We start from the raw sequence: 11,614 nt of genomic DNA on the forward strand, positions 1-11,614 counted from the left end.
TCAGGCCCTCTCTGCAAATGCATTGATGGCGTAACCACGACCACCAGCGAGGTCGCCCAGCAGCGCCATTACAGCAGGATAAGACGGCGTGAAGACTTCACCATCTGCGACCGCATAGGTCATGGTGACGGCACCTTCCACGCGTTCAGTTTTCACAGCAGCCTCGCGCACGCTGGAGAGTAAATCGCCGTCGGTTGCCTCTACTGCTAGCATGCACTGTGCGGTTATTACCTGGCGCGGAACTTCATCCGGCGGGAAATCATGTTCATCCAGAACGACATTCACGCGTGGCCATGCCAGAGCCTGTCTCGGATCAGCTTTTGAGCCAACCCAGTCCAGCCCTTCTAGGTAGTCCATCGCTTTAATCAGCAGAGGTATAAGGCTGTCCGGCAACTCTATGCCACGTAGCGCGCCGAAAGCTATTAATTCAGCTTCAGTGGCATAGCTGTTGGCATCCTGGGAAGTGATATCGGTATTGATCATCGAATCATCCAGTTTATGGGGCTTTCGCCCCATGCGTTATTCACCGGAAGGCGCAGTGAAGGTGATCTCTTCAGTGGTTTTCGCCACACCGTCAACCATGCCGGTTACCGTGAAGGTGCCAGCCGCGCCTGACGTGAGTTTCACCGTTGCACCACCAGCAGAGCCTGTCTGTGAGCTGGCGACGTTCAACGAGCCGCCCGTGGATGTCCACGCGACAGTTTTGCCGGAAACGCCGGAGCCATTCAGGGTGTATTTGAGAGAAACGGTAACCGCATCAGTACTGTCAGCAGTAGCGGAGGTTTTATCCGCTGACAGTGTTACTCCCCCGCTGCAGCCGCCAGCTTGATCAGCACGCCAGCTGTGGATTTGTTGCTGGTGAAGTGTTTCTTCCAGTTCGCGCCAGTACCGATTTTCGTCAGGTCAGGGTTGACTCCCTTCGTTTCATCCCAGCTATAACCCAGCAGTTCAACGTTAACCGTGCCTTCTGCACGATAGCCGATTGCAAGGTTCTCCTGGTCGTTGATGTCGTAGGAACGGAAGCCCGGAGCCTGTGATTCAGTTACGGACACTGCACCGGCCACCAGCCCCAGAATCGCGTCAACGGGCATGGTATCGGTCACCAGAACAGGCTTACCCAACGTACCTGGTTGACCGCCGTATACCACCACGCCCGCTTCTTCGTAGATTTTGTTGTCGATGGCCTGATCAACAATGTCAAAGTAGGTAGTGGAGTGCATGACGAACAGCGAAACGCGGTTGAACTTATCGCCGTAGGTACGAAGGCCACGTGTCAGCGTTTTCTTGCCGTCAGTCGCAATGTCCGCAGTAACTGTCATTTCGGCGTTCGCGCCAATAGCGGCAATAAGCCCCTGAAGAGCATATTTGATGTAGCCTTCCAGCGTGGCATCAGCAACATCAACGCCGATCACTTCAGAGAATTCATCAACAGAACGCCCACGGCGTTTAAACGCCTCTTCAGTGGTTTCATACGGGCCGTATTTCCACGGTGCTTTGATGCTGACAGACTCGCCAGCACCAATTTTTTTCCCCGTGACCGGGTCAGTGGAGTTAACGTCACGCGATTCGATAGAGCCGCCAACTTTATAGAAAGCACGCTTGCGCAGATCACCTTCAATCAGTTCGTTATCGAGAATAATTGCGCCATTAGAGGCGGCATTAAATACCTCCAGATTATCCTGGCGGCGCTCAAGAAATGCAGTCTGCGCGAGATCGTCATAGATAATCAGGTCGGTGTTTACAGTCGTAGTCATTGATTAATCCTTACTTAGGCAATTTGAGATAGGCCTGCTGGCCGTGCTTACGGATGTACTCCGCTTTATTGCTGGCGCTCATTTCGGAACGTTTCAGGCTGCCGCCGCCGTTCCCCGGTTTATGTCCGCCCGCGCCAGTACCTTCAGCACGCGGGAACAGGTGCGGGGCCGTCTCCTTGAGAGACTCCGCCCATTCGATGGGGCTTAGTGGGGTTTTGCCATCTTTGCCGAACAGAACATCGCCATTTGCATCAACCGCTACGGCCTCGCCTTCGTCGTTGAGCTGGAATGTGCCTTTGGCACGCAGGATCAGATCGTCGGACGCCTCAGCCAGCGCACCAGCTTTAAGGGCTGCGGCGCGGATAGCATCGCCCAGGACGCGATCCCGAAACTTGTTGGAGAACGCTTCGGCTTTATCCGCGCGCTCGTTAGCAACTTTGATTTGCTTATCGACGTCCGCGCGCAGCCGTTCAGTGCGCTTATCCAGCACCTCATCAATTTTTCCGGCAGCGATAAGCTTCGCCTCTTCGTCGTCAGAAAAACGCTGCAGGATGCCGCGTACAGCGTCCGGGTCGATACCATCAAAGCGGGAAAGGTTTTCTTTCTGCTGCTTAATGGTACCCAGCAGTTCACTATTTTTCGTTTTCAGTCCCATGACTTCGCTGGTCACCCGCTCATCAATCAGCTTCTGAATTTCAGGAGTGATCTCGAGATTGCCATCACCGCCGCCAGCACCTTCACCATTGTTTTCAGACGCGTAATACTTCAGAAGCATATTTCGGATTAACATAATTTCCCCTCGGGATTTTGTCGGGCCTCGCCCATAAAAAAGCCCCGGCGGATGCCAGGGCTAGGTGTGTTTGTATAACTCTTAATCAGGGTTGTTTAGCCGGGTATAAACCGAGCCAATCAGGATGCCGATCATTCGGCCTTCCGGCGTGGTCTCACCCGCCTCTTTGCAGATAGTGTCCAGTTGTTCGATGATGTCATCTGGCAATGGCTCCATGTGAGCCAGCTCTGACGCTTTTTTCAGGAACGGGAGTGTTGTTTCAGCCACTGGAGGATCTCGGGGTTGATAGTGTCATTCTGGCCGCTCATAAACGCCGATACGACCTCAGCAAAAAGTTCTTTCGGCGCTTCTGCGGCATAGGCGCTGAGAGCACGCCACCAGCCATCATCATAAGCACTTTCAACCAGAGCACCAACTTCAGGCCGGGAATAATACAGATGGTGACCCAGTTCATGCCACACGGAGCCCTTAACCGACGCCACCGCAACATACGGCAATTCCGCAGGGGAAGCATCCAGCACCCCCTGAGACAGCGAGGATGACGCGACGGATGGCCTTACCATCATTGTCATGTCGATTCCTGCGCTGTTCTTCAGAATGTTTTCCCATTCACTGCTGTCCATCGCCCACCGGGAAAGGTGCACGGTTCGTGAGGATGATTCATATGCACCTGCCGCAGTTGCCGGAACATCCAGTGTGTTACCGAATGCCGCAACGGGCTGGAGCCCGAACCGCTGGATAACATCGAATGCCGCCTGTGCTGCCTGTTTCGCTTCATCCAGAGATACACCATCCGGGAACTTCACATTCTGCGCCACGCGGCCGGTCATCCACTCCACCAGCTCATCCAGAGAACGTGAGGACTCAGCGGTTGATACCCCGCCGGAACGCTCCTGGAGCTGTTCGAGGCTTATCCACTCGCCTTTGTCCGTAAACATTTCCCCCAGGTCGATTTCTCCTGCGCGGAACATCCGGCCACGTTCAGAACCAAGAACCTGATCCTGCCGCTGCGGCGGCTGGCGCTTTAGCCATTCGAGATACGTCGTTTTCGCCGGAACCTGTCCGTCCATGCTGGCGCGCGTGCCTTCGTCCATCTCATCAATATCGATGCCCAGTTCCCGCCATGACTTCAGGATCAGCGTTTCGGTTGAGCGACAGCAGAAATGTATTTTCCCCGGCCCCTGTAAATACGGCACCTTGTGCCCTATCGGCTTATTCTCCAGCGTATAGCGCAGCAGGTCGCGAATAATGCAGTCGTGACTGGTTTTGTTGTCCAGCGTCGATAGCCATTGCTTGCCCTTCACAATATCGCTGTTGGCACTGGTGAAGCTGTTGCGCGCTGTAGCCGCCAGGTGACTCACTGCTGTTTTTGCAATACTGGCAGCGTTTGCCCTGCTCATTTGCAGCGCCCCGTCGCGATAGTCTTTGTTGGCATGTCCACGCACATTTCGCGCAATGGCTTCCACCGTATCACCGGCCAGATACCCACGACGCACAGCATTAACGATGCGCGCCAGCCTGTCCGATTCCAGATTGCTCACCCACTCGCTCAGCAGTCGCCCCTGAAAGGGCTGAGCCATCGCAGCGGCGTACACCATATCAGCGGTGATGCCCTGTAGCGGGTAGCGAGACAGTACCTGTGACGACAGGAGGGAATCGAACAGGCTCAGCTGATAACTGGTTTCATTCTTCGCCAGCGTCACCAGCTCATCCTGAAGCCCGGTTTGCATAGCGGTGACGGCCTGATGGTTGAGTTCCCGCACACTGCCGAGCAAACTTTCCAGCCGGGAGACGGTGAAACTTTCAGGTGGGAGTCTGTCCAGCGCATCGAGCAGGCGCGCCGTCAGTTCAGCATCCGTTTCGTTAAGTAGTTTGACCATCCGGCTTGCAACACCAGTCGAATAACGGCTAATCCAGACAGAATGCGCTATCGCTTCATCGCGCAAGCTCTCGTTGACTGTCCCCATATCAGCCCCCGGTCATTGTCGGTGCCTGATTACGAAGAGCATCGATAACGTCTGTCGGGCTGTCCGCCGGGTCAATCAGATCCAGCTTTTGCAGCGCGCGCACCATATCAGTGTCACGCAGCGCGCCAGATTGCCAGGCGCTGACGATTGCAGACACCATGCCGGACTCTGCAACCTTCGCGATGAATTCCTGGTTGATCGTGTAGCTCGTTGATTCGCCATTGATACCGAGGTATTTAGCACACCAGCGAAGCGCCAGCGTGTAGGCTTCAGAGACATTCGATACACAGATACCGAGTACTGATGTAGAGGATGATTGCTCACCGCTAGCCTGGGTTGCCGTCTTCGCCGCTGAGTTTTGTTCGATCAGCCGCGCGCCGAGCTGCACCATGTAATCGCGCTTGCTGTCCATGGCCTCTTTCGCCAGCATGTTTGGCTGTGCCTGGGCGTAACCGAATGAGCCCTCCTTGGGAAGCAAAAGCGGTGACCGGGAACCAATTTTAACGCCCCGCTTTTCGAGGTGGTCACGCCAACCGGTATCGAGTCCAGTGATATACGGCTGCACCTGACCGCAGAACCACACGCTATCTTCATAATCAGCACTGTTGCGGTAATGACCATGGTTTATCTCCACCAGCGCAGCCAGCGGTGAATCATCGATTGTGGGATCGTTGTTTTGGGCACCGACAAAGGTGAACGGAATTTCGTCCCAGTAGTCCTTCCCTTTAGGCTTCGGATGGTATTCACTGTCGACGGTGTAGGTTCCGCTTGCTGTGCCGCCAGCCCGGCGCCACACCCGGCAGATGAACCGCCCTTCTTCCAGTGCAAGCTCGCGATACTGGATTTCATCTTTAAAGGCGTAACCATCCGGCTCTTCGACGCATTCTCTCAGAACCACCAGCACCAGTTGATCGCGTCCGTTAATACGCTTTGTGCGCCAGTTGATGATGTTTTCTGCCGGATAGCGGAGAATGATTGCTTCATCTGATGCTGCGGCGTAGTCAACATAAAGCCCCTCTCGCGCAACCTCCAGCACGTTTTCGGCAACCAACTGAGATTGTTGATAGATACTGGTACCGGCCCCGTCAGCATTGTCCAGCAGGTAGTTCAGCTTATCCTGGCCGTTAAAGGTGGGATCCTTTCGATAGGCCATGCCAAGCATGCCGATCTTTGTATTACCAGCGATGGCGTAGAACACCGCGCGGCTCAGATAGTCTTCGTTGCGTTTGCGGTTACGCGTTGATTTATCGATTGGGTCGAGATACGGCAGATACTTATTACCCGCCGCTTTTACGGCCTCAGCTCCTTTGCAGAAGTCCCTGTATTTCCGCCAGGCAGCAGAAGCCGCCCGGTGCTCTGGTCGAACCCAGGTGATGTCGTCATTTGCCATATCAGAATGTGGTGTCCATGGTGATTGAGTAGGCGGGCTTCACGATCGGGTAATCTTTCACAATGAAGTACCCACCAGCGTCGTTGGGATGATCGTTATCGGCTGATTTATCCGGTTCGCCGTTTGCAGCCCAGACTTGTTGTTCAAGGCTTTCGGTATAGACCGGGCAGTTTTGCACGTTAACCAGATAGCGGCGTTCGCCGTTGGCGTTGCAGAACATTGCGTTCATCGAGTTGATGCGGTCTTTAACCGGCGGGTTGGCATCATCTACAATGACGCTGAATCCTGCATCGTTGAGCTGGGCAATATCGGTCTTGCTGGCGTTCTGGGATTTGCGGGAGTCTCCGGAGGCATCGGGATAGATGTAAATTTCCCGGCTTTTCACGTAACGACCGCCTTCGTAGCGCCAGAACTCCTCCTGGATGCGCTTAATCATTGCTGGCGTGTCGTATACCTTCACCAACTCGCGAACCGCGTGCGGCAGGCCGTTACGCTTGACGTGAACTATCGCGGCCATTTTCCCCACGTTGAAATCCATACCGATAAACAGCGGATCATTGTCCTGAATTTCATCGGTGCAGTTATTCAACTTGCGGTTGAACGTGTGATAAATGGTGCCGCTGTTAAGGTTGGTGAACCTTCCACGCAAATAAGCCTGAATCAGTTCGTCAGGGTAAGAACTGAGTAGCGAAGGGATATAGTCAGCAGGAAGATTCTTCTCGTTATCGAACGTACTGGCCTGAATCAAGCCATACAGCGCAGCCAGTTCAGGTTTTTCGCGTACGGCTTTCACGAACTGCTGATAGACGAACTTAAAGCCTTCCGGGGTCGTAGTGACATCAATACCGTTGCGCAGTCCATCAACCTTGTAACGCATACGCGCGATAATTTTTCGCCATGCCTGTTGCGCTTTGGCGGCGGCCATGACATCCAGCTCATCTACCATCGCGTTGCCGATTTTGAAACCGACTATCGAGCCGGGTTTCTCCATCGAACGGCAAATCGTCGTGCCGCGATAACGCCGCCCTTCATAGAAGTGAACCTCTTTGTTCCCCTCATTGATTTTGACGCTCAACCCCCAGTCAAAGGCCACCTCCTCAACCGTCGGATAAAAGATGTCACGGATCTGCGGATAAGTCGGCGCGAAGTAACCCTGGTTGATTTTGGGAAACTCCCACATACCCTTGCAGATGCCTCCGCAGCCAACCCACGCCTTACCGGAACCGAACCCAGCAACATAGGCCTTGAACTTATGCGGCATGGCGAGGAAGCGCGCCTGAGGGACGTTAAGCGTCGGCGCTATCATCACGAACCCTCGCGTCTACCACGTTGATATTGATTGCAACTGGTGTCGGCACATCATCTTCAGGATCCGCCGCCAGTTCCTTGCGTAATTTCTCGATCTCCAACTGCCGGCGCTCGATTTCAATTTGCTGCAGCTTCTGAGCGAACTCGCTATCAGCCAGGCCAAGTCGCTTCATCACAGCCTCAAACATCTTCTCGCGACTGATAGCTGTTATTTCGACACCGTTTTTACCGACCTTCACACCGGAGTAAGCCAGCGCAGCTGTTGGCGGCAGATATCTAGAGTCAGGGAAGTGAGGGCGACCTATTCCATCACCATTGCAGCGAGGGCATTCTGGATTTGGTTCCCTGTTGTGATCGTAACCATAGCCGCCAGTGTCTTCGGGTTGTTTAGCACCTCCTCGCCCCTCAACCTTTGCCGTTTCCTCATTGAACTCGACCGCATCGCGCCACTGGTAATGATGACCGAAGCCCCAACAGTAACGACAAGCGCCCCGGCGGTATTGTGAGAGTTGGTTTGCATCGAAAGTGGCGAGCTGCCACATCTGCGCGAGGACCACATCGGCATCGGCCAGCGTGCGCGCAATGGAAGCTTTCTGCTGCTGCGCAATAGCCTGCGCAACGTTAGGATTCGCAATGAGCTGACGACCATAATTCGAATCGCTATATCCTGCACGCTCCGCGGCAGCAGTCGCATTCTGGTCTTTCAGATATTCAGCGATGAAGAGCTTTATCTTTGGACTTAGCTTGCTGTCCACCAGCTCTTCTGCGCTCTTTTCAATTTGCGCACTGCGCACTTTCTTCTGCGCAGATTTTTGCGCACTTTGAGCAGCTGGTTTTTTGATATATCGGCGGGCGGTGGCGTAGTTCAGTCCCTGCGCTTCGCACCAGTCTTTAGGTGATATACCCGTTTTGGCATGCTCGGACAGGAACCGTTGCTGAAGCTCGCCCCAGTCCGGTTTTGCCATAAATTCCTCTGGATAGTTTTTTCAAACAAAGAGATAGTAACCATTCGAACCAATGAGGTAATCATGGAAGAGCATTTCTTGTGCGTCCTTGGTTACCGTAACCAATTACAAGGAGTAAAAAGTTATGAATGATGAGTTTAAGTCTGGAGATATTGTTAAGTTGAAATCTGGCGGCCCTGATATGACTGTCAAAACCTTTTCAACAACACAGGGATATTCATATATATGTCAATGGTTCGCGGGGAAAAAGCTAGAGCAAGGCTTTTTCAAGGCAGATTCGCTTGAGTTAGTCACCCCAAAGCCTTAAACCCAAACACTACTGCCTTATCAATTCATGATGTAACAAAATGGATGATGTCAACTCTTGCTAATGATAGATGCCTCTATCAACAGGATGTTGTTGATCACTTGGTGAAATCAGGAAACGAACAGCACCTCAAAGAAAACGCAGATGGTAACCAAGCCTTATCAACTAAGGTGATAAATTCCTTCCGAGTTGAAAGCGGTGAAAATGTTGTTTGGGTCAAACCAGATAAGTACTGGCGATACCGTGTTCCTGAAGACGAGGAAAGCCGAGAGGCTCGCGGTTAAGACGCAGGGCGATAACCTCGCCCTTGTTTTCGACATTACCATGGAAAGCTAAATCCTAATGGTGATAAAAAACCGCCCTCGGGCGGTTTAGAAATTAGTCGATATTCTTAGAAAGAGCCTTCTGAATAGCGTCAGCAAGGGCCTCAATTTTACTTGTAACGAATTCCAAATCTTCATCAACCCGCGAATGAGTACCTTCTCCTCCGGGGCCAACGGAATGCTTCGCTATTTCTAACGCCGCCTGAACGGCTGCCAGTCGCTGAAACTTTTTTTGTGCTTCAGTTTCGGTCTTACTTGTCCCATCAAAATAATTCTCAAGCATTCGCTTCTCCTTTTACCACAGCCTATCTGTGGCAATAAGAAGATTGGGGCAATGTTAAAAATTTCAACTTTAGCAATGCATTATCGAAGTCACGCGATGATGAGCTTTGTAATGGCTTAACAGTCGTCGTCAGGCTGCGCAACTGCGCGACAAGCCGACATACAGGCTTTTTGCATTTCGGTTTTAGCCATAGCAATCCAGCGCGGATCGGCGCCAGTTTCCTTGGCTGTATCCAACAAATTTAGAAAATGGCGGCTCACATCTTTAAGGCGATTCATCACCTCGATGTCACCTGCCGTTAAAGTTCGATAGCCTTTAACGGTGCTGCCGTCCTGCGGTTTAGCTTCACTCATTGCGTTACCTTCGATATCGGTTTTTGTGGGTTATTATTTGATTCTCTCACCGAGTCGTAAATCCGCTCACACGTCATTCCTGCCCGGTAGCTTTCGTCAGCGCGTCCAGCATAATATCGAGCTTCTTCTCCAAGGCTTCCGAGCATGTCGGCAAGCATTGCTGCGGTGGCTCCGGCTGTTTTGCTTCTGACGGAAGCGGCGAGATCTGTGGTGTGCTTTGCGGCGTCCAGGTGGGTAGCGAGTTTTGTTGCTTCGGCGCGCAGCTGCTTAACGCTGGCAGACAAGCCAGCATAAGTAGCGGCAGCGCTCGCTGCTTTAGCTTGAGCATCTTTAACAGCCTCATCCCGGGCGATTGTTCGCCCTTGTTCAATCATGCGAGCTGCGGTCTGTGCATTCGCTTCCAGTGAAGATTCCGCGCTATTCCGGTCAGCCCACTTTGTTTCCCAGCTGCGATTCGTCCATTCGCTGCCAGCGAGAAACGAACCAACCAACGCAACAATCACAATGATGCAGATGCCACCCGGTTTCACTGGTCTATCCCCCAGCACGTCAACGCGCTTTCCTGGTCCCGCCGTTCTACCTGCCCATAGCAGCCATTCTTCTGGCCTTTTGTCAGGCGGCAATCGCGGCCACCGTCTTTAATCCACCAGCGGATAGCTTCACAGGCGCCTTTCGTGTCACCGGCGTTCATACGGCTATAGAAGGTTGATGGGTAGCATTTACCAGGTCCGATGTTGTAAGGGCAGAACGACGCGATGCCGACCTTCTGCGGCTCGGTCAGCGGCACCTTGATATTCCGGTCAACCCACGCCAGCGCCTTGTCGCGCTCAATAGCGTTAACCTTCTTACATTTCGCTTCGGTCGCGGTTTGGCCTTTCACGACTCGCTTACCGTCGATTACTGTGACGCCGTGGCATAGCGACCAGATGCCACCGGGATCGACAACGGCCACCAGCGCATTACCTTCTTTCTCGCTCATGAACTGGTCAAACAGTTCAGGAGCTGTTGCTCCGGCAGCGAGAAGAGCAAGCATGGCGGCGCTGAACTTTACTTTGTTCGACATCAATCACCCCGCGCGGCCTTTCGCCTGTCGTCTTTGATTTTGAAATACAGATTTGTCAGGTACGTCATCAGGCCAAACATCAGACTTCCGAGCACGCCAATTGCAGCCCACTGCGATGGGCTTACTCTGTCCAGTAGCTGAAGCACCCAGAATCCGGCGTTACCGGCTGACGCACCGTAGGCAATGCCTGTTGTCAGTTTGTCCATTCGATACATGCTCTCACCTCGCTGCGTGGCGGGTGCTGTGTGTTTTAAAGGGGTTCAGGCTCTCGGGCTGATTTAACGACAACACACGTCTGGGAGTTTTCCCGGGGCCTGAAATAAAAAAGGCCCACTCAGATGAGCAGGCCAAGGTAAGGGGTGCAGCGCCGGGTGCCTCCCGGTGAATCAGCCAGTCAACTGATCCGCGCGCATTTGTGCATTCATCGTTTTGACTGTACGCCCCTCCGCGTTGGGGGATTCGCTGCACAAATAAATTAAATCTATTTCATAAGCATCGTCAATGCTTACCAACACGGGTCAATAATCTTTAAAGCAAAATGCCCCAGCAATCAGAACCACCACAGCCACCAGGAGCAGAATTGTCATTATCATCTTTTTCTCCAGACCGTAGGCAACCATTGCTAACCCTAACAACAGGATCGATAAGATGGGCCATGTGCTTTCAAAGAAAAACAGCATACTGGTTACTCACAAATGACTGTACTCACCATAAGACTACGTGAATATTTATGTAGTTACCAGCCACTCTTACGCAGTGGCCACGCTCATGCCCTTGAGGTGCTATCGCTCTATCGCCGCTGATAACCGGTAAAGGGGAAGTTAGGAGTGATTCCCGGAGCCTGAAAATAAAAATCCCCGGCGGGTGCCAGGGATTGAGTGTTTGGTGTTTTTATTTCGGTGGCTGCAGCGGCCCTTCGAGAACCTCTGCTTCACCGTTGTGGCAGATATCGTCATTCATGGCCAGATGCCATATGCCGGTCACCGTCCTGCCAGTTTCAATGTCTTCAAACTCTTCTGGTGTGAAGTAAGCTACTTCAACGATGCCATCGTGTTGAATCCAGTAATACCCTTCTTTCATATCCCCTCCTGTACGGTGAGAGGGAATTATA

16 protein-coding genes and 1 pseudogene are annotated in these 11,614 nt (G+C 52.8%); 2 read left to right on the forward strand and 15 right to left on the reverse strand.

From position 1 onward, the window contains the following. The 9 genes and pseudogenes from H7R76_RS13105 to H7R76_RS13140 all read right to left on the reverse strand — a co-directional run bounded on the left by H7R76_RS13105 (window position 1) and on the right by H7R76_RS13140 (window position 8,174). Window positions 1-483, reverse strand: a complete 483-nt coding sequence (locus H7R76_RS13105) for a DnaT-like ssDNA-binding protein (RefSeq protein ID WP_182965433.1) — start codon at window positions 481-483, stop codon at window positions 1-3. Between the two features lie 36 nt (window positions 484-519). Further along, the gene (locus tag H7R76_RS13110; protein WP_182967983.1) at window positions 520-876 is read right to left on the reverse strand and encodes an Ig-like domain-containing protein; all 357 of its coding nucleotides are present in this window, start codon (window positions 874-876) and stop codon (window positions 520-522) included. Further along, a complete protein-coding gene (locus H7R76_RS13115; protein WP_182965435.1) occupies window positions 801-1,754 on the reverse strand; it encodes a major capsid protein in 954 nt (317 codons plus the stop codon). Before H7R76_RS13115 ends, H7R76_RS13110 begins: the two co-directional genes overlap by 76 nt. A 10-nt stretch (window positions 1,755-1,764) precedes the next feature. Beyond that, window positions 1,765-2,544, reverse strand: a complete 780-nt coding sequence (locus tag H7R76_RS13120; protein ID WP_182965437.1) for a hypothetical protein — start codon at window positions 2,542-2,544, stop codon at window positions 1,765-1,767. Window positions 2,545-2,625: 81 nt separating this feature from the next. After that, a complete protein-coding gene (locus H7R76_RS25035; protein WP_286187534.1) occupies window positions 2,626-2,760 on the reverse strand; it encodes a hypothetical protein in 135 nt (44 codons plus the stop codon). Between the two features lie 665 nt (window positions 2,761-3,425). Beyond that, a pseudogene (locus H7R76_RS13125) lies at window positions 3,426-4,511 on the reverse strand (structural protein); the annotation flags it as partial. 1 nt (window position 4,512) lies between these two features. Beyond that, on the reverse strand, window positions 4,513-5,901 hold the full coding sequence (locus H7R76_RS13130; RefSeq protein ID WP_182965439.1) for a DUF4055 domain-containing protein: 1,389 nt from the start codon (window positions 5,899-5,901) through the stop codon (window positions 4,513-4,515). 1 nt (window position 5,902) lies between these two features. Further along, entirely contained in the window at window positions 5,903-7,210 is a 1,308-nt protein-coding gene (locus H7R76_RS13135) for a terminase large subunit domain-containing protein (protein WP_182965441.1), read from the reverse strand. Continuing rightward, entirely contained in the window at window positions 7,188-8,174 is a 987-nt protein-coding gene (locus H7R76_RS13140; RefSeq protein WP_182965443.1) for a terminase small subunit, read from the reverse strand. The genes H7R76_RS13135 and H7R76_RS13140 overlap by 23 nt, the downstream gene beginning before the upstream one ends. A 124-nt stretch (window positions 8,175-8,298) precedes the next feature. On the opposite strand from H7R76_RS13140, the gene H7R76_RS13145 reads away from it, so the two are divergent. Both H7R76_RS13145 and H7R76_RS13150 read left to right on the forward strand, forming a co-directional pair. Next, on the forward strand, window positions 8,299-8,481 hold the full coding sequence (locus tag H7R76_RS13145) for a YodC family protein (protein ID WP_182965445.1): 183 nt from the start codon (window positions 8,299-8,301) through the stop codon (window positions 8,479-8,481). A gap of 23 nt (window positions 8,482-8,504) precedes the next feature. Further along, window positions 8,505-8,765 (forward strand): DUF6953 family protein, encoded by a 261-nt coding sequence (locus H7R76_RS13150; RefSeq protein WP_502711071.1) that lies wholly within the window; start codon window positions 8,505-8,507, stop codon window positions 8,763-8,765. Between the two features lie 94 nt (window positions 8,766-8,859). On the opposite strand, the gene H7R76_RS13155 is transcribed toward H7R76_RS13150, so the two are convergent. The 6 genes from H7R76_RS13155 to H7R76_RS13180 all read right to left on the reverse strand — a co-directional run bounded on the left by H7R76_RS13155 (window position 8,860) and on the right by H7R76_RS13180 (window position 11,583). Beyond that, a complete protein-coding gene (locus H7R76_RS13155; protein WP_182965447.1) occupies window positions 8,860-9,087 on the reverse strand; it encodes a hypothetical protein in 228 nt (75 codons plus the stop codon). 116 nt (window positions 9,088-9,203) lie between these two features. Then, window positions 9,204-9,440 (reverse strand): Acb2/Tad1 domain-containing protein, encoded by a 237-nt coding sequence (locus H7R76_RS13160; RefSeq protein WP_182965449.1) that lies wholly within the window; start codon window positions 9,438-9,440, stop codon window positions 9,204-9,206. Continuing rightward, the gene (locus tag H7R76_RS13165) at window positions 9,437-9,970 is read right to left on the reverse strand and encodes a DUF2514 domain-containing protein (RefSeq protein ID WP_182965451.1); all 534 of its coding nucleotides are present in this window, start codon (window positions 9,968-9,970) and stop codon (window positions 9,437-9,439) included. The genes H7R76_RS13160 and H7R76_RS13165 overlap by 4 nt, the downstream gene beginning before the upstream one ends. Beyond that, on the reverse strand, window positions 9,967-10,503 hold the full coding sequence (locus H7R76_RS13170; protein ID WP_182965452.1) for a lysozyme: 537 nt from the start codon (window positions 10,501-10,503) through the stop codon (window positions 9,967-9,969). The genes H7R76_RS13165 and H7R76_RS13170 overlap by 4 nt, the downstream gene beginning before the upstream one ends. Further along, on the reverse strand, window positions 10,503-10,718 hold the full coding sequence (locus H7R76_RS13175) for a class II holin family protein (RefSeq protein ID WP_182965454.1): 216 nt from the start codon (window positions 10,716-10,718) through the stop codon (window positions 10,503-10,505). Before H7R76_RS13175 ends, H7R76_RS13170 begins: the two co-directional genes overlap by 1 nt. A gap of 676 nt (window positions 10,719-11,394) precedes the next feature. Next, window positions 11,395-11,583, reverse strand: coding sequence for a hypothetical protein (locus H7R76_RS13180; RefSeq protein WP_182965456.1), 189 nt, complete (start codon window positions 11,581-11,583; stop codon window positions 11,395-11,397). Window positions 11,584-11,614: the final 31 nt, after the last annotated feature.

The sequence above is a fragment of the Klebsiella sp. WP8-S18-ESBL-06 genome, from assembly GCF_014169755.1.
Taxonomy (GTDB): Bacteria; Pseudomonadota; Gammaproteobacteria; order Enterobacterales; family Enterobacteriaceae; genus Kluyvera; species Kluyvera ascorbata_B.